Consider the following 17,979-nt stretch of genomic DNA (forward strand, 5'->3'; position numbering starts at 1 on the left):
TTATAATTGTAGCGCTAACTAACCCTCAGGGGAAGAGTTGGTTTTTTTCGAAGATGCGTGGCCGGCAAATAAGGCATAGTCTCCACGGGCGGGTTTTTATCCGTGAGCATAGACACGAGTATTTCTGCCGTTGCCGGAGCATTGGTGAGGCCGTAACGAAAATGCCCCGCAGCCACGTACAATCCTTCCCAACCGGGAAGAGGGCCGATATAAGGCACACTTTCATGACTTCCGGGACGCAGCCCTGACCATTGCCTGATGATATGATTACTGCTCAGCTCAGGCAGATAATCATGGGCAAAATCCCAGAGTGTTTGCCGTGCTTCAGGAGTGACCGATTTATCAAATTGCACGTTTTCACTGGTGCTGCCCGCCAGAATCAAGCCGTCCTGACGGGGAACCAGGTAATGATGATCGCGCATCAACATCGATTGGAGCATACCCGCTTGGCCTTGTAACAAGAGCATTTGCCCGCGTACTGGATAAATCTCCAGATGAAGACCGACATTGTCCAGCAATTTACCCGTCCACGCGCCCGCAGTGACGATAGCGAAGTCGGAGGACATAAACCCCAGGGTTGTTTCCAATCCGCAGAACCGTCCTTGCAGCTTTCTGAAGCCGGTGACCTCAGTATGTTCGGTGATGGTAACACCCAATTGACGACAACGGGCCATAAGGGCAGATAATAAACGAGGATTACGGACCTGGGCGACCTCAGGGCACCAGAGTGACCGCTCCTCGATGTCCCGTTGATCCTGCAGCAGCCAATTCAGCTGCCATTGTTGCGCCCAGCGGAGGATTTCATCTGGAATGTTTTCATGTTCCCCTTCCATGATACGCAGTCCAGACTGCCTCCACTGAGGATCGATGCCGGTCAGCGATTCGAGCTCCCCGGCGAGTGCCTGGTGCAACCCCATGCTGTAAAACGAAAGACGCAGTAACTCCGGGGGGTAAAGCCAGGGATAAAGGGGGCTGAGAATACCTCCGCCTGCCCAGGAGGCCTCCTGGCCGGCTTGTCCCCGGTCCACAATGCGGACCTCGAAACCGGCCTCGGCCAGTCGCATGGCGGCAAGTAAGCCCATGACGCCAGCTCCGACCAGGATGATGCTGTTTTGCTTTTTTAGCACGTATGCATTCCGTAACGCTTAAAAATCAATCCGGTAAAATATATTGGCCCCATTTTGGGTACCGCTTTCTGTTTGCAATTCAATATGTTTACTGACCCGATAACGCAGCCGGGCAACGGTACCGTCACCCATCACTGATTGACCAACGCTGAGATATAAATCGGGCGTCAGGTAATGGCCCAAAGTAACCATGGCGCCGGATAAACCCTGTTGGCCATTAGAGGTGACACCTACATCAATACTCGAATTGCTCAGACTATTGCCGAAAAGTGCCGCGCGGCTGGCGGAAAAGAGGGTTCCTGCTGCTGCGGAAAGTAATTCGTCCTGATTATTCAGGCTGCTGGAGGGGGTGCCCAGCACCAGATAGGATAAAATATCCGCCTGGGACATGGAAGGGCTGGAATAGAGATTCACCTGGGGAACTTGCAGCGTTCCCGTAACCTGAACCCCGGCTTTTACGGGAGTGTTATCTACGGCAAAACTATCCGAATTTTTGATGGTTCTGACGGCCAGCACATCCAGATTGGCCTGACTGGCCTCTCCATGAAAATTAATGGAACCCCTTTCAAAATCCAGACTGTGCCCGTAAATATCATAATGACCATCCACCATACGCAAAATGCCTTGCACATCAGGAGTGTTTCCATCATGCATAAGCACATCCAGACTGCCGACCAGATTGGCGCGTAAACCACTAATCAGGACTTTTGCGTCATTCCCCAGGGTGACCTTCAAATTTACGCCCAACGCCGGACCGGCATGATTTTTTTTGATGTTTTTGACAAAAACCACATCACTGGAAGGTTTGGGCCCATTAAAGTCAGTACCCAGAATGCGTAAGCGATTAGTATGAATCACCCCGCCAATATGAATTTTCTGTAGAGACCCATCAATCTGCAAATCAGGGCTGACCGCCGCCTGTACCTGCGGAAGATTCAGTGCAGTGAATGCATGTCCGGTAATTTGCATGGCAAAACGGGTCTGTGGTTGAAGATGAATCATACCCGTGCCGGAAATCTGCCCTGTACCGGATGTGGCATGTAGATCGGTAATTTGCATTTCCTGACCGTTAGCTACTATTTTGGCACCGACTTTCTGTAGATCCAGTCCGGCTTGGGGCACATACAAACCCAATCCCTCCAGTTGCGCAGAGCCATGCCATTTGGGCTCAGCCCAGGTGCCGGAAACCTCTCCATCAACATATCCCTGACCCTGCGCTCGCATTTTCAGGGTACCAACGGGCAGGGCGGCAAAAAAAGGGCTGCCCAGTTCGGTTTTGAGCGTGCCTTGCAAGGGGGCTTGCTGATTCCAGCGCCAGGGCAGGGCAAGGGTGATGGGGCTGAACAGATGTAGCTGTGCAGATCCCCAGTTTTGAGGCAGCTTGAGATCAGCATGAACCGTCAGATTGTGGGGCTGCCACTGTAATTGACCGCTGAACTGCTGCAAATCTGCCGATTGATGCTCTGCATCTGCCAGCCAATGTAATTGGGTTTTCTGAAAATCCCAGTGCCCATCAGCATGACAAACGCCGTGACATTGGGCTTTTACCTGCGCATTTACATAACCTTCCAGCGACATTTCATCCGTATGGTCATGTAAATCCAGCGGCAGAGAAAAAATATCCAGATTCAAATCCGCCAGGTTAGAGGCTGGATTGTATAACCCTTGCGCGCTGATTTTAGAGCCACGTTTATCCTGAACTATTAGCGGACTTATGCGCATGGCACCAGCACTCCAGGATAAGCTGGCGGGATTTTCCAGTTGCCAGTCTCCCCATTGCGCACTCTGTAGATGCGTTTGTTCCAGGCGCAGGCGCCACGCCACCGGGGATTGCTTCAACAGTCCAGTCAGCAATAAATGACTACCATCAGCCTGGGCATGGATACCCAATTTAAGTCCAGTGAGTGGGCCCCGAGCCTCTGCCTGCAGATTACCCTGATGTTTTCCATATTCCACACCTTGTATATCTAAACGGGCTTGCAGTTGATTTCCTGCTTGCAGGGTAGCAAGGGTTTTCAGACTATGGATGGTAATACCAGAATAGGCGAGTCCTTGCGCATGCGCTTGGATTCGACCCAGCCAGGCCTGCCGGTTTTGTGCGAGCCAACCTTCCATATCCGTAGAGCCACGAGCACCCGGCAATAATCCCTGCCAATCGGCAACATGTACGATAAAGGACAATCGCTGCTGCAAGTTTCCGGAAGCAGTCACTTGAACACCCGGGCCACGAAAATCGGCGTTTTGCAAATTCCACTGATTTCCTGAAAATTGCACTTCGGCCTTACCTTGCAAATTTTTTTGATAAATCTGGCTGGGCAACAGCGTCAATTGCAAGTGACCGCGTGTAATTTTCCCCTCCTGAGTCGCATTAATTGCCAGATCGCCGGACAATTGCCCCGGTATCTGCTGGGCTATACTTTTGACGGGCAGTGCCCGGATGCGGAAATCACCCTTAACCTTGACCCGGGGTTGCCACTGAACCTGCAACTGGGCCGGTAACAGCCTGGCGCCAAGGATATTCCCCTGGTAATTGTAGGCTAATTCGCGATTGCTGCCTTTTAAATGACCTTCAATACCACCAAATTTTGCTGAGCCTTGCGCAGACAAAACACCTTGATATTGCCGGGAATTACCCTGCAGACGAATGCCCAGTGAGAGGGCACCCATAGGTAAGGATGAAGGAAGATCCTTGATCAGCAGCTGCTCCAATTTTCCATTCACCGTAAAATTACCCGCTGTATTATCGGGAAGATTGATTATCCAATGTGCTTTGGCGATCTTGCTTAAAGCCGGATTTTGAATGGTCATGGCATTCAAGGTAATCTGGTGAGCTTCGATGCGTGTCTCACAGCGCAGAATGCTGGTTGCATGATTCTGAGTCCATTGCAGCCGAACAGGACCTCCAAAGGCATTTTTATTCATACCATGCCAGAGAATATGCCATTGCAGCTGTGTCTTTTTTCCGGCAGCGGCGGTTGGTATCCACATTCCCTCCGTTTTGATACTTCGCTTCTCCATGCCTATTTGTGCCGAAAAATGAAGCTGTCCTTCGGGAGTACCGGCCTGCAACTGCTGGATATGAAGATTACCATGTTGCCAGGCAAGGCTTTTCGATGTCGCCTGAGTGAGTATGAAGGATGATTTTTGGCCTTGCCAGACATGCATTTTTTGGAGAGATAGCGAGCTGAGACGAATAGCAATAAATCGGGTCCACAAGGGCAATGCTGGCCATTCAAGATTCAGGCTGCTGGGTTGTTTGGAGGCAGTTGGCAAATGCAGTTGACTATCGATGATTTTCAGATTCTCGAGATCCAATTCTCCCCATAACAAATGGCTGGCATGCAAATCCCATTGCAATTTATGGGCGTAAAAGTGCGTGGAGCCATTGGACCATTGTAGATGATGGATTTCCAGACCTTCTGCAAGAGTTCCGCTGACTCTCTCTACCTGTAAATGTGGAATCCGGGCCAACAACCAGCGGGCACCATCATTGCTGTCCAGTAACCAGAATAAAGCACCAAATACAGTCCCCAAGACCACTATTAACAGCAAAAAAACTCCATGACGCAGGCGCATCACAGACTGAATCCCACCGAAAAGGCAATCCGTACCGCTGGCGCTTGCGGATTTACCAGCGGATGAGCCAGATCAAAGCGGATTGGTCCTACCGGGGAATACCAGCGAAAACCCAGTCCCACATCCTGGAGCAGGCGAACATTGGAAAAGCTGTTAAAAGCATTGCCGGCATCATAAAAAGCCACAACCGCCCAGTTTCTACTCACAAAACGTTGGATATTCACGCCGGCAACAGCCAGCAGACGGCCACCTTCCACAGCGCCATCGCTATCCAGAGGACCCTGTGATTGATAGGCATATCCAGGAAGACTGTTTTGTCCCCCCGCAAAAAACCGTAAGTTTGGCGGTAACGCCGTGATCGGACCGTTTAACCACATCGCTCCCAGTTTAGCCCTGGTACCCAGCACCCATTGCCTGGACAGGCGGATTCGCCAGGTACCACGCGCGCTGAAGCGAACAAAATCGGCACTGCTGCCCCATATTTTACTGGCCCCTTCAGTGCGTGCAGTCAGTGAATAACCGGAAATTGGCCGCAATATGTTGCGAAAATCCTGGACTGTATATTGCAAAGACGGATAAATATAAAAACTGTTATTTACTTCGCCGGCTACAGTATAATTCGCTTGCTCAAAATTGAGCAAAGCTTCCAGTGTACTGCTGCGATTACGATTATTGTCATCCCGTAAAGTCCATTGACGACCGGCACTGGCCAAGATTTCATTACTATCATAGGCCGAGAGTGTTTGATTCTGGTAGCTGGCTTGTGCAACATACTCTGAACCGATATTCTTACCGATAGGCCATTTGTATAAGATACTGGCGTTTTTATTCAACTGGGCAGCCAAAATAGAAACGCGCACATGCTGAGCCTGGTCAAAAGCATTGTAATTATCATAAATTAACGCCGCATTGGGGCCTATATCCGTGCTGTAACCAGCACCAACCTTGATATGTTGGGCAGGCATGCTTTTCAGATTGATAATGACGGGTACGGTATTATTTTTTTCTGCACGGATATCCCCATGCACAGAAATATCCGAAAAACGATCTGCATTGCGAAGATTGCTCTGGGTAACAGCCAATGCCGCAGGCGCATACCAGTCGCCGGGTTTGAAAGACACATAACGTTCAACAAACCATCGTGGATAATGCACGGCACCATGTACCGTAATCGACCCAAAACGAAAACGCGGGCCGGTATTCAGCCACAGATAAATTTCTGACCAGAATGCTTTTTTATCAATCAGAATCTCGTGACGGGTATATTCAGCTTTGGCATATCCTTGTTTATTTAAAACGGCTATAGCTTTGCCTTTCCATTCTTCATAATCAAGCTGATCAAGAACGGCTCCATCTTTTAATGGAAACTGATTAAAAAGACGGGTAATGACAGGTATATTACTCCCGGCCCCGGTTTTCTGAAGATCTATTTTGCGCACACGTATCGGCTGACCGGGTATTATGGAAAAACGCAGCAAATCCTGTTTCTTGCCGGATTTTTCGGTGCTGACTTTCCATTTTGCATCATAGTAACCATACGCTTGCATGGCATCTTTAAGGCGCAGGCCGGCAGCCAACTCGGTTTCATCAAGGCGGTTGGCCTTGTCAGCTACATTGACGGGGGGAAAGGCTTTACGCAGTTTCTCCAATAAAGCGGGTGGAACGCCATCAAAAGCAAAGTGTAGATCTTCCGCCACAGCAGAGAACGAATAAAAGCCTAATATCAAGATACCGGCACTCAATAAGCGGATCGGATTGCGACAGCTTATAATGCAGTAACCATCTGTATTTTCAGGTTTATTGTTCAGAAGATCCCCCTGCAACTCCCAAGCTCAAGCTGTTTCGCTGCTGGAGATTCTAACACGATTTTCAGTAAAAGCAGGGGGCAGGGATCAGGGTTCCAAGGAAGAGTTTATAGTCCCTTGTCGCCAGGTGGCACGCTGCGATGGACTTCACGATATTGCGTGACAATGAAGTCTTGACTGGAACTTTTTCGAATCTTGCGTTTTTGCCACCAGAGGAAAAGCATTCCACTGGCGCCCAGAATGGCCACCGCAATAAAGGCGAAAATCGCAAAAAAGAACAACCCAACCAGCAAAACCATGCCCACCATGATGGTGAGCAAGCGCACCCACCAAGGTGCTGTCCGGTTACCTGAAAATGTACTGTATATCATATCGCCCCCTCGTAGAGATTCTTAACCTAAGAAATGTGACCATGGCGGATGAGGGAAGTTCATTTCGTAATTTAACATAATAAACATAACCCGTTAAAAAACTTATCAAAATGTGGCAGTAGTGCAGGGGTGACTACGACTGCAAACACCATCATCCCCGCGCTTTTATGCATTACCTGGCTGATCCTCTGCCACAATGGGGCCGCCTCTGGTCCAGCTTTCTTCAAGTGCTTTTCGATCAGCACTTGTGCTGGGTCGATGCCTGCCAGCTTGGCTAGTTTGATGTAAACATCGTCTGACAGCTCGCCTTTGCCTGTTCTTAGGTTTGAAAGCGATGCTGGCGTTATGTTTACCTGTTTCGCTAGTTTTGCGTGGCTTAATCCTTGCCTGAATGCTGCTTGATCTATCAATTCTCTAGTTTCCATTGGCACACCTCCTATTTCATATGACTTTAGACTATTGACAGCCGTATGACTAATGTCATATGTTCTCAACGTATGACGTTTATCTAACGTCATACCCTCTTTGTAGCGGTCCCGGGTCATGACCGGGTTTGGAACTCCCCAGGGGTTCCCTTTTTACAGGAGTAAAAAAAATGATTAAACACATACCGTTAGCATCAAATAAGCATCCGCGTGGCGTCTGCAAGTTCCGCCTGCCGGTTTCTCAAACCTTAGCGAACATCTACCACTACCCCGTCCCCTTTGCTGCTCCGTCTTTCCCTGGCAATCGTCGGACCCTTACCCCGCATCCTGCCCTGATTTCTTTGATGACCGCGCCTTATCTCGGTGCGCGTCATACTCGCGCCCGCATTTATAACCGCATGGATCATATGCATCGTTACAATTCACTGGCGCTTGTTCGTCGGCGCGCTTTAACTAAGTGTGACTGTTTCAATACGCATTTAGCGAGAAAAAACAAAGTCACAACGGGTGAGGCTTTATTTTGCTTGCAAAATAAAACGCAATCCGTTTACTCGCTTGCTGAAGTAGGGGAAGGTGCCCCATGCTGATTAATAGCCCCTTTCTGAAAGGCTTCAAGTTTCACGTCTTGCCTCGCAAGATTGGCGCTTTTTACAATCGCCTTTACTACCCTGCAGTGTTCATTGCTCAGGCCCGCCCATTTGCTTATACCGAGTGCGCAGATTGCAGACTCCCCAGTTTCAGTCTTAATCGTGAATCTCGTTATGGCGAGGCCTGCCGCCGTAATACTGGAATCAACTATTCCGCCATTCGCTGGGATCGTTATCTGTCGGACTATCGCCATGAATTTATGATCTCCGAGTTTGAACTAGGGGAGTGTTTCTGATGGATAAGCCCCCTTTGGTTTCTGAATCCCTTACCCTTCAAGATCATATATTGCGTTTGGACGATTATTTTCATTTTAAGCGTGAAATTGCTCTCTTGAACTCTGGGTATTGTAATTTGTTCGAAAAACGTCTTGTTGAAAGGCATTTGCGTGACCTCTTGGATCGTTTGGGCGGCATGGCGGGGGAATGGTGATGCAACTAACCCGCGCCTTCCTATCTATCGAATCCCGTAATGCCCTTGTGGATTACCAGGTGGAACTTTTGGAATTTGACCAGCGTGAACCCCAATATATGCCCGCTTTGCGTATATCCTTGATAGGTGCCGCGCTTTTGCTCCACGCCTTCATTGAAAATCGCAACTCTCATATTCGCGGGGTGTGCTCATGACCTTGGCTCCTAAAAAGCTCTGGATATTGAACGCCCTCTGGTTTGGCTTGGGCTTTTGCATGTCCCCCCTGATCTTGGCTCTTGTGGTCGTGAGGGTGCACTCATGATTCCTCATATGGCTACACTTTTTGAATATGTCTTTTGGGTGGCCTTTGGGGGCTGCCTCATGGCCTTGTTTGCTTATGACATCATGCATTCTATCGTGGACCTCCTTTTATACGGTACCCGTTGGCTAAAGCTGATCTACAACAAGTCGGGGGGCGCAGATGATTGATACTCTTCGCCTGACGATTCCTTCCGATCAATTCCCTGAAGACGCTATAGCCTGGCTTACCAGGCTACAGCACAAACTCCAGAAGTCAGACTTTTCTGGTCAATCTGTGGACTGGTGCATTACCACTGGCCTGGATATTCCCTCATGGTTCGACGGGTTTTCTTTGTCCATTGGTTCTCGCGTCACTTTAGAAGCTTCTCCCAAGGTCTACCAGGGGCACAATATCACGGGTTCCGACGACCTTCTGAAGTCGGCTCGTCTCCTTGTTGATCACATTTTCGGTACGGTCTTGAAGCTCCCCCACTGGCCGGATGGTGGTCTTTGGTATGTTGCTCGTGTGGACATTACCTATAACTATGACTACCCGACTTTCCAGGCTCTAGACATATGGCTTGATACCGTCCTTGGTGTCCAGCGTGGTCAGCGTCGCGCGGGTGTTGATGAGCGGGTGGATGACCTTGAAACCCGCCCCATGTCTTGTGATGCCATGCCCTCGGGGCGAACTGTTTACATTGGCAAGGGTTCCCGATACAGAGTGGGTAAGATTTACTGCAAGGGCAGGGATCTTAAAGCTCATCCTCCTAAATGCCTACTACCTTTTCCTGAAATAGTCGAAGAACTGGCACTTGAATTTGCTTCTTGTGCACGTTTCGAGCTGCAGGTCAGAGCTTTATCTTTATCTCGCAATGCTGTGAAATATGGCTTATTGCCGGCCTACTTTTCTGATATGTTGCCTGGCATTTACGCTGAAAATGCTTCTCTTTATCTTCAGGATTTGGGTATTACTCCGCTTCACTCAAAGAATAAAAAACAACCGATTATATACTTCCCTGTAACCTACCTATCCAAGCACTTGCAATTACCTGATTTATGGGAATCTGAATTCAAACATCTTTTCAGTACGGAGTCTGCCATGACTGACGATACCTTGTTTACTGCCCTCATACAGCACTCAAAAACGCCTCTGCAAGCTCAGCGTGCATTCGATTTTTATTGCCGAATTCGTGCAATGGGTTTTGCCCAGGCCAAGCATTCAACTTCCAAATCTGCTTTCTATCGCTATCGAAAACTCCTGAATGCTGCGGGTGTATCTGACGCCATGATGCAGGATGGTGCCGCCTTGATTCGTCTGCCATTGGACCCTGTAAAGGTCCGCTTGTGGACACCTGATTCTGACCGCCTGCGCCTGGTGGAAAAAATTCATCGCGCAAGTTGGCAGGCGAATATTGACCGCCTTCATACAGAGGTTTTTAAGGCGGCCTAGCCATCGAAAAGGGGAGCTACTAACAGCGCTCCCTTTTCCCATGGGTGGGAATCTTGTTTCCAGTACCATGATTTTGCTTCACTTTTTCAGACACCTTAAAAACGTGTCAATGGCGGTTCTTTACCTTAATTTTAGGAGATTTTGCAATGAAAACACTATGTCGCTTTTATGATGCCCGCGCCTTGACCTGGACCAACAAGACCACGGGCGAAATCAAGAATGGCTGGATTCAACCCTATGACTTGGATCAAGGGCAGGGTGCCCGTCAGTTCCAGGGTGAAGTAATGCGGATGAACAAGGCTGAAGTGGTTGCCGCTGGTGACTATGAAGTGGACTTCCAAATTGAAAAGGCAAACAACGGACGCCTCAATATCCTGTTCATCAACTACCGTGCTATCAACACTGGCAAACCCCAAGCCGTAGCCAGCTGAACCCCCTAACCAATGTCCACAACGGCCTCCACAACCTCATCCGCTGCAACAGGTGTTTATGTCCTCACCTGTTCCAGCCCTGCATCCTTTTACTACGTGGTCCCGGATGCAACTGCTGGGTCAGCTACCGGACAAAATGTCCTAACCGGCCAATCCTCTGGCACTGAGATTGTCGCAGCCTGTTCAAGCCCTGCCTGGGTGCCGTATGTGGTCCCTTTCACTTTCACTGAACAAAGCTTCTTAACGGTGGCCCCTGCGGTCATGGCCCTGATTGCTGCTACCGCTGGGGCTAAGTGGATCATCAACTTTATGAGAGGCCGTAGATGACCTCTCTGGCCTATCAAACCTATTTCAACCGTTGCCCCGCAACCCGTCCAGGCGGTCCCCTGGTAACACTGTGTAATGAGGTGATTTATGTCTGAACAAGTCGAAGTCTCCGCCTCTCTGCGCGAACGTGCCCTTGCTCGCATCGCCCAGTTGGCAACCCCTGGCCGCACTGCCCTTGCTGGTGGTGTGGGTTCCCTTGTCCTGTCCATGACAGCTTTCGCAAGTGGTGCCGGTATTGGTGCCAGCTCTGCGGCCAGCTACATCACTACGGACATTGTTCCTGATGTGGCGGTTATTGCCGTATCGCTCATGGCCCTTGCTGCCGCTATCTACGGCTTCAAGTGGATGCTGAGCATGTTGGTGTAAGCAGCAAAACCCTGGGGGGTCTCACCCCCCTTCACCTGCCGAGGTGTCATAATGCCTGTCAATCCCTTTCAACTGGCTTCTAATGCTGTAATAGACCAAATCGAGAAGATACTTTCTTCTGCCCTGCCCGTATTGGCAACGGCTGTTTTACTCTTCGTCGCTGCTATCGTTGGCTTCTGGTTCATCGCCCGCCTGTTTGGTTTCGATGTGGGCCTTTCAGAAACAGCAAAGCAACGTATCCGAAACAAAGCGGCAAAACGTAAAGCGGCTTTTCCTCTAGCTTTCAAAAAACGCACTGCTAAGGTTGCTGCTGAAGGTGGCCCCTGGAAAAAACCGGATAGTTGGGAAGAATCCTTTGCATTCGATACTGAAGACCTGGAAAAATCCACCAACTTTTTCCAGGGCTTCATTGATCCGACCCTGGACTTTAAGCAAAAAGTAGAACTTTCTATCCAGAAACGCTATTACCCCAAACAAAAAACCATGACCGATGCCGAGAAAAAGGCGGGCTTTGACATGCTCATTAAAGAACGCGCTGATGCCATCTATGACGCCTGGGATCGCCACTTCTCACGCTATGGCTCCATCCGTGGCCTGGCGAATGCCAAAAACCTAGATGCTAAGACAAAATCTTACCTGCTCTACCATGCTGCACGCCTGGCTAAACGTCGCGTGGATGCTGTCAATGATGAGCTTGATGAATGGGCCAAATCATACGGTGATGGCATGGCCTCCCGTCAAACTTCTTTTGTGGCCTGACTGACATGAGGCAATCAACATGCTCTGGTTCTTTATCCTTATTGTGTTCACGGTGTGCTTTGCTTATCTCTTTTTTTAACTGTTCGCTGAAACGAGTACAAGCAAGCGGGGAAGGGCGCGGGCGCTCGCGTCGCGCCCTTCCGCTGCTCTTCCTTTATTTCTTTTCTTCTTTTTCTTTTGCTTCTTATGCTTCTTTTTCCCCTGTTTCTTCTTCCCCTGTTGGTAATTATGTTTGTCAGGTCCATTCTACTGGTGAAAATTACGGTGGTTCTCCTGCTTATGTTTTCGATTCTCTTTCTGATGCCTGTTCTTCTGATGGTTTACTAGCTTATGTTACTACCAATGCTCAATATTGGTGCGTTAATTTGCCTTATGGTGATGTTATTCTTACCTGTTCTCTTACTTCTGCTACCTCTTCTTCCTGCCCTTCTGGTTTTTCTCTTAATTCTTCTGGCGTTTGTGCTCCTTCTGCTCCTGTTGCCAAGTGCACTCCTCCTGCTGGTATGCCTGTTGATCCTCAATCTTCTGATGCTTTTTGCGATCCCTCTGATGATTGTGAATCTTCTTCTGGTGGCGTTACTGTTTGTATGTCTGGTATTTGTACTGCCGCTACTGTGACTAACGGTAAGTCTTGTACCCCTTCTTCTGGTTCTGGTACTTCTACCGCTCCCACTGCTTCTACTTCTTCTACTACTACTTGTTCTTCTGGCTCTTCTTTTGTTCCTGGTACTAATGGTTGTATTTGTCAGTCTTCTTCCGGTTCTTTTTCTTCTGCTATTAATGCTGGTTCCGATTCTGCTTGTACTGGCGGTTCTTCTCCCTCTCAATTAACTCCCGTTGCCCCTGTGGTTTCTTCTAACGGTTCTCCTACTTGTCCTCCTGGTTCTGCTTCTTCTACTTCTGGTTCTGGTTCTGTTTCCTGTTATCAAATTTCCTCTTCTTCTAATCCTTCTACTGGTGGCTCTTCCTCCTCTTTTTCTTCTTCTCCTGCTACTAAAAATGCCAACGGTACTTATTCTTGTCCTTCTGGTGATTCTTCTATTGGTTCTGGTTCTTCTATGCAGTGTATTTCTTCTAATGGTTCTGGTTCTGGTTCTTCTACGTCTCCTACTTCTTCTACTGGTTCTTCTATTGCTCCTACTTCTTCTCAGTCTTACCCTTCTTCTATCTCCTTGCCTTCTTTACCCTCTTTTTCTTCTTCTACTCAGTCTTTAGGTTCTATTCCTTCTATTTCCGAAACTACCTCTCAGACTTGTCCTTCTCCTGTTACTTTTACTGTTTATGGTACTACCTTTTCTATCCCCTTTACTTATGCTTGTGATTTAGCTGGTGATGTCCGTCCTGTCATTATCGGTGTCTTTTCTCTCGTCGGCCTTTTGTTGATTGTGAGGTGATCCATGCCTGCCTTTCTTATGTTACTTCTTACCTCTGTTGCCTCTTGGTTCATGAAGAACCTTCTGCCCCAGATGCTTCTTTCTATCGGGGTTGGCCTTATTTCCTACACTGGTTTTTCTGCTCTTTCTAATAATCTTTCTACTGCCATTTCTGATATGTCTCAAATGGCTGCCTCTACTAATACACTTTTTCACATGTTTGGTGTCTACCAAGGCATCCAAGTCTTACTTTCTTGTATTTCTATCAAAGCTTCTCTGGCTATTACTAATCGTTTCTACTTTACTAAGGTTTCTTCATGATTACTCTTCGTACTGGTTTACCTGGTGCTGGTAAAACCCTTTTTACCATCTATGACTATGTTGCCCGCCCCCCTTTGGGTGCTGCTGAGTCTTTTCGTGATGTGAATGGTTCTAAAGAACCTATTCAGGTTTTTGCTTCTGGTGTTCCTTTCTCTGACTTGGGTCTTTCCACTTTACCTGTGACTATCCTGGACGATCCTACTAGGTGGATGGATTGCCCTGCTGGTTCTGTGGTTATTATTGATGAGTGTCAGCGTATCTTCCGTTCTCGCCCTCCCGGTGCTCCCGTTCCTGAGTATGTGGCGGCTCTCGAAACCCATCGGCACCTGGGCATTGATCTTGTCTTTGTGACTCAGGACCCCATGCTTTTAGACAAGCATGTTCGTCGCCTGGTTGGTTCCCACTACCATGCTAAACGCACCTTTGGCCTTAATGGTACTACCATGTTTCACTGGCAACATTGTTGCGATGATCCTAATGGCTACCATGAGAAGAAAGAAGCTACTAAGGTGCGCCGTAAGCTTCCCAAGAAAATCTTCCCTTATTACAAATCCGCTGAAGTGCATACCGTCAAGCGTCATATCCCCCTCCGTGTTTGGGGTATGCTTGCTCTGCTCCTCTTCCTCCCTTTCCTCGGATGGTTTGCCTATCATCGTGTCTCCAACATGTTTGGCCAAAGTGTCAAGGCTTTCCATGAAACCAAGTACACGCACCCCTTAACCCCTGGTGCTCCTGGTACCCCTGCATCTTTTGCTGCCCCCCGTCCTCTAGTCTTCCAGTCCCAGCACCCCCTCCAGCAATTTCATGACGCCTCTGTGAAGCTCAAACGTGCACAACTCTCTAGTCTCCCCATGATCAGCGAAAAATTTAGGATCGTCGGCGATATATCCAGCAATGGTGTCAAGCATTATGTCCTGCAGTCTGCCTCTGGCCGTGTAGAAACAGTGAACGCCTCGCGCTGTGAATCCCTGGATGGCCTTGAGGTCTGCCACTTCGCTGGCGGGTATGTATCTGTAAACCCGACCAGTGGAACTGTCCATAAAAAACGCCATGATATCCTGCCCCCAACGACTGCCCAGTATGTGCACCACGCTGCTGCGAATATATTGCCATGATGAAAGATACCGTCCTTTGTTCTGCACAATGGAACTATAAAATGACTAACTTAGAGATGTGCCAGAAAAAAAGCTTTAGCAAAGCCCCGCAGGGCAAAAGTAGAGCGGGCGAAAATGGAAATTTGCTTGCAAATTTTTGTTTTCGTCCGCAACCGAAGCGGAGCGCAGGATGTGGTTATATGGCCCCTGCATTACGCGCGCAAGCGCATAAGGTGAAATATGATAAGCAAAGAAAAATGCATAAAAAAATAGAAAAAAAAGAGAAAAATGCTTGCTTTTTGGACGCCAGTATTGTATAAAGAAAGTACCGGATTACAACTAAGTGACCGCTAATAAGGAAGGTGTAAAATGAATACTTCAAACCAACGTAAACGCTTTTTTATAACCAGTGGTATGCTTTGTGATAGCTTGAATCGGATTTATAATCCGGTGGTGCATTTGTACGATTACCCAACAGCGCCTTATATGCCTGCTAAATCGGATAGACGGGACTGCCGTTATCATCTGTATGCAGTAGTAGCGCATATGCATCACTACTACCGTTCGCGCTTTGCTCGTGTCGAGCGGTTTGCCTGTGATTGATAGGGCAGGGCTGTGACCCATTACCTACTGCACTTGGTCGTTTCTGCGGTGATCCGTGGGCTGATCTATGTCGCGATCTGGAAAGAGTCGCGCCATGTATCAGCCCTGCACCTGATTTTGCTGGCCCTGATCTTGGTTGCTGTATTGATAGCGGGGTCCTGGTTGTGGCGTAAAATCATGAGGCGCTATTGATGCACTTTAACCTGCTGCATTGGCTAATGACGGCCTCTGTCCTGATTGCTGTCCTGCTGGCTTTGTCAGGCTGCGCTTATCATGCCACTGCGCCTCGCTGGAATTGGTACCAACGCGCTGGCCAGGTTGAGGACAATGCATCGCAACTGTTGCGGAAAGACTGTGCCGGCCTGAACCAGGCCACCAATGAAGATTTTGCCAAGCTGGAAAATGATTAACCCTGTTTGATTGGAGACCTGCCCATGAACTCAAAGCCTTTTGTACTGGCTCACCCTGCCGAACCTTAGGAGGTGTCATATGCCAACGCTTCGCCCACGAATAACCGTCACGCTAACTGTCGAGCAGAACGCACTACTTGACAGGATTTCGCGGTTGAACGGTGTCAGTAAGTCTTTCATTTTTGTTGACCTTTTCGATACTGCATCACCGGCACTAAGTAGAGTAGCGGATGCTGTCGAATCAGCGCTGATAGCACAACGTGCGATTAAGCCGGAGCTCCTCAAATCCTTTGAAGATGCTGAATCTCAGGTGTCGGGTGTTATCAAGACGCTTAATTTCATCCCATAAGTGGAGATAAAAACCCATGAACTCAAAACCCTTTGTACTGGCTCACCCTGCCGACCATTACGCCTGCGGAAACTATCGCGTTATAGACCCGCTCCATGCCCTGATTCGCGCTGGAAAGATCGAGGGCCTGGCAGTGGATTTTTTCCTGGACGATGAAACCTTGCTCCAGTTACGCCCTGACGTGGTGGTTTTCCAGCGCGTCCTTGAACGCGAACAGATTGCCGCAATGAAGCGCTACCGTGAATTGTTGCCTAGAGCAAAATTTGTGATGGAGATTGATGACCTGATCTCTGAGATTCCAGAAACAAACCGATTTAGGAAAGGGTTCCACAATGACGCTTTATCCCGCTTCGCAGAAGCTACTGCCTTATGTGATCGCCTGGTGACTTCTACCGCTTTTCTCCAGCGCGAATACGGATCTATGGTCCCTGAATCCATAGCCTGCCAGAACACCCTACCGGATCATCCCTGGGCGACCTTACCCGTTCATCAATCGCAACAGTTGCACAATAAAAACCTGCGTGTTGGCTGGGCCGGATCATCGGGCCATCTCGGTGATCTCAAGCTCTTGATCCCTGTAGTACAGCAAACCCGCCACTTTATGGATTGGGTATTCCTGGGCGCCGTGCCTGATGCTTTGCGCAAAATGGCTGCGGAATACCATCCCGCCGTGCCTATATCTGACTACCCTGCAAAACTGGCAACCCTTGCCCTGGACCTGGCCGTGGCTCCATTGGAAGTCAGCCGCTATAACCATGCAAAATCAGCCTTGCGGATTCTTGAACTGGGTGCCTGTGGTTACCCTGTTCTATGCAGTGATGGGGTTGAAGCTTTTAATATTGATTTGCCCGTCTATCGTGTCGAAAACGATACCGCTGCATGGATTTATCGCCTGACCGCCCTTGACCAGTTCCGCGCTTTACTCCCTGTGCAGGCCCATGAACTGCATAAAGCCATCATGACCGACTATCTGTTATCTAAGCGCCTGAATGACTGGCTGACTGCTTGGTGTTTACCCCTGCATGAATCAAATTCATCAAAAATACCCTTGGCCAACGCTATTTGAGTGAATGAAATTCATACCTTGCCTTTCCTTGCCTGATCGACTATCTATAAAGCCGATATAAAAGCAGGGAAGGGCATCACCATGCCAGAAGATCGCCGAATTGAACCCATTATATTGGATCGCCTGCCTGACCTGGCTACAGGCAAGGATGTCCAGAACTTCATTATTACCCTGCCGCCTCGAGAACGTCGTGGCCCTCATTGGGCTGTGATCTTGCTTTTTCTGGCCCTGATCCTGGGCGTGGTCAGCATTGTATGGGTGTCATATAACTATGTAGTCATGCAGGACTATATGAAGATGGTGACGGGCCTGGACAGTCATTTGCAAACCATCGCCCGACCTGCACCTATCCACTACCCTGCGGGCACGTCTGCCCAGTTCCCGCCTTCCCAAACCTTGCGCCTTATGGGCACTATCAATGATGGCAAAGTCCAGTACATTGCTCAAACCCTGAACAATGCCGGCGTCTATGTCACTATTCCTGCCAAGGATTGTCGTGTCTTGTCTGGCTCGCCGGCCTGCCACTACCAGGGCAGGTCTGTGACTCGCTTTACGGGATAGTGTAACGGTTACAATAGGGCTTTTTGGGGGTCGGGGTGCATGTTGGCGGCGAAGCCGTCCACCACTGCACCAACTCGACCCCGTCCATTGGCGACCCTGCGGAGCAGGTAGTGCGTATTCTGGCCCATCGTGGGCAGTCATTCTGAATGATCGTGGGCGGTGATTCTGGGCGATGGTGGGCAATGATTCTGGCGGATCGTGGGCAG

At 49.1% G+C, this 17,979-nt stretch carries 21 protein-coding genes; 16 read left to right on the plus strand and 5 right to left on the minus strand.

Annotation, left to right across the window (positions count from 1 at the left end):
• Window positions 1-14: 14 nt before the first annotated feature.
• From AC2VLR_RS10520 to AC2VLR_RS10540, 5 genes are all read right to left on the minus strand, one after another.
• The gene (locus AC2VLR_RS10520; RefSeq protein ID WP_486882069.1) at window positions 15-1,127 is read right to left on the minus strand and encodes an NAD(P)/FAD-dependent oxidoreductase; all 1,113 of its coding nucleotides are present in this window, start codon (window positions 1,125-1,127) and stop codon (window positions 15-17) included.
• A gap of 18 nt (window positions 1,128-1,145) precedes the next feature.
• The gene (locus tag AC2VLR_RS10525) at window positions 1,146-4,703 is read right to left on the minus strand and encodes a translocation/assembly module TamB domain-containing protein (RefSeq protein ID WP_486882070.1); all 3,558 of its coding nucleotides are present in this window, start codon (window positions 4,701-4,703) and stop codon (window positions 1,146-1,148) included.
• Window positions 4,703-6,526: an autotransporter assembly complex protein TamA gene (locus tag AC2VLR_RS10530; protein WP_486882071.1), complete on the minus strand. Its 1,824-nt coding sequence runs from the start codon at window positions 6,524-6,526 to the stop codon at window positions 4,703-4,705. Before AC2VLR_RS10530 ends, AC2VLR_RS10525 begins: the two co-directional genes overlap by 1 nt.
• Window positions 6,527-6,615: 89 nt before the next feature.
• On the minus strand, window positions 6,616-6,879 hold the full coding sequence (locus AC2VLR_RS10535) for a hypothetical protein (protein WP_486882072.1): 264 nt from the start codon (window positions 6,877-6,879) through the stop codon (window positions 6,616-6,618).
• A 71-nt stretch (window positions 6,880-6,950) separates the two neighbouring features.
• Entirely contained in the window at window positions 6,951-7,424 is a 474-nt protein-coding gene (locus AC2VLR_RS10540; RefSeq protein WP_486882073.1) for a helix-turn-helix domain-containing protein, read from the minus strand.
• Between the two features lie 50 nt (window positions 7,425-7,474).
• Between AC2VLR_RS10540 and AC2VLR_RS10545 the strand changes: the two genes are divergently transcribed.
• From AC2VLR_RS10545 to AC2VLR_RS10620, 16 genes are all read left to right on the plus strand, one after another.
• The gene (locus tag AC2VLR_RS10545) at window positions 7,475-7,891 is read left to right on the plus strand and encodes a hypothetical protein (protein WP_486882074.1); all 417 of its coding nucleotides are present in this window, start codon (window positions 7,475-7,477) and stop codon (window positions 7,889-7,891) included.
• Window positions 7,885-8,187, plus strand: a complete 303-nt coding sequence (locus AC2VLR_RS10550; protein WP_486882075.1) for a hypothetical protein — start codon at window positions 7,885-7,887, stop codon at window positions 8,185-8,187. The genes AC2VLR_RS10545 and AC2VLR_RS10550 overlap by 7 nt, the downstream gene beginning before the upstream one ends.
• The gene (locus AC2VLR_RS10555; protein ID WP_486882076.1) at window positions 8,187-8,381 is read left to right on the plus strand and encodes a hypothetical protein; all 195 of its coding nucleotides are present in this window, start codon (window positions 8,187-8,189) and stop codon (window positions 8,379-8,381) included. The genes AC2VLR_RS10550 and AC2VLR_RS10555 overlap by 1 nt, the downstream gene beginning before the upstream one ends.
• 460 nt (window positions 8,382-8,841) lie before the next feature.
• Window positions 8,842-10,113: a phage/plasmid replication protein, II/X family gene (locus AC2VLR_RS10560; RefSeq protein ID WP_486882077.1), complete on the plus strand. Its 1,272-nt coding sequence runs from the start codon at window positions 8,842-8,844 to the stop codon at window positions 10,111-10,113.
• Window positions 10,114-10,259: 146 nt separating this feature from the next.
• A complete protein-coding gene (locus AC2VLR_RS10565) occupies window positions 10,260-10,544 on the plus strand; it encodes a hypothetical protein (RefSeq protein WP_486882078.1) in 285 nt (94 codons plus the stop codon).
• Between the two features lie 414 nt (window positions 10,545-10,958).
• Entirely contained in the window at window positions 10,959-11,237 is a 279-nt protein-coding gene (locus AC2VLR_RS10570) for a hypothetical protein (RefSeq protein ID WP_486882079.1), read from the plus strand.
• A 51-nt stretch (window positions 11,238-11,288) separates the two neighbouring features.
• Window positions 11,289-11,996, plus strand: coding sequence for a hypothetical protein (locus AC2VLR_RS10575; RefSeq protein WP_486882080.1), 708 nt, complete (start codon window positions 11,289-11,291; stop codon window positions 11,994-11,996).
• Window positions 11,997-12,055: 59 nt separating this feature from the next.
• Window positions 12,056-13,390 carry a virulence factor TspB C-terminal domain-related protein gene (locus tag AC2VLR_RS10580; RefSeq protein ID WP_486882081.1) on the plus strand — a complete coding sequence of 445 codons (1,335 nt, stop codon included), beginning with the start codon at window positions 12,056-12,058 and terminating at the stop codon, window positions 13,388-13,390.
• A gap of 3 nt (window positions 13,391-13,393) precedes the next feature.
• Window positions 13,394-13,690 carry a DUF2523 family protein gene (locus tag AC2VLR_RS10585; protein ID WP_486882082.1) on the plus strand — a complete coding sequence of 99 codons (297 nt, stop codon included), beginning with the start codon at window positions 13,394-13,396 and terminating at the stop codon, window positions 13,688-13,690.
• On the plus strand, window positions 13,687-14,805 hold the full coding sequence (locus AC2VLR_RS10590) for a zonular occludens toxin domain-containing protein (protein WP_486882083.1): 1,119 nt from the start codon (window positions 13,687-13,689) through the stop codon (window positions 14,803-14,805). Before AC2VLR_RS10585 ends, AC2VLR_RS10590 begins: the two co-directional genes overlap by 4 nt.
• Window positions 14,802-15,104: a hypothetical protein gene (locus tag AC2VLR_RS10595; RefSeq protein ID WP_486882084.1), complete on the plus strand. Its 303-nt coding sequence runs from the start codon at window positions 14,802-14,804 to the stop codon at window positions 15,102-15,104. Before AC2VLR_RS10590 ends, AC2VLR_RS10595 begins: the two co-directional genes overlap by 4 nt.
• Before the next feature lie 49 nt (window positions 15,105-15,153).
• Complete coding sequence (locus tag AC2VLR_RS10600) at window positions 15,154-15,387, plus strand: hypothetical protein (protein WP_486882085.1); 234 nt, start codon at window positions 15,154-15,156, stop codon at window positions 15,385-15,387.
• Between the two features lie 191 nt (window positions 15,388-15,578).
• Window positions 15,579-15,797, plus strand: a complete 219-nt coding sequence (locus tag AC2VLR_RS10605) for a hypothetical protein (protein ID WP_486882086.1) — start codon at window positions 15,579-15,581, stop codon at window positions 15,795-15,797.
• Window positions 15,798-15,876: 79 nt separating this feature from the next.
• Window positions 15,877-16,146 (plus strand): hypothetical protein, encoded by a 270-nt coding sequence (locus AC2VLR_RS10610; protein ID WP_486882087.1) that lies wholly within the window; start codon window positions 15,877-15,879, stop codon window positions 16,144-16,146.
• 16 nt (window positions 16,147-16,162) lie between these two features.
• Complete coding sequence (locus AC2VLR_RS10615) at window positions 16,163-17,212, plus strand: glycosyltransferase family protein (RefSeq protein ID WP_486882088.1); 1,050 nt, start codon at window positions 16,163-16,165, stop codon at window positions 17,210-17,212.
• A gap of 81 nt (window positions 17,213-17,293) precedes the next feature.
• Complete coding sequence (locus AC2VLR_RS10620) at window positions 17,294-17,773, plus strand: hypothetical protein (protein WP_486882089.1); 480 nt, start codon at window positions 17,294-17,296, stop codon at window positions 17,771-17,773.
• Window positions 17,774-17,979: the final 206 nt, after the last annotated feature.

This window comes from Acidithiobacillus sp. TH-A117, from assembly GCF_057473465.1.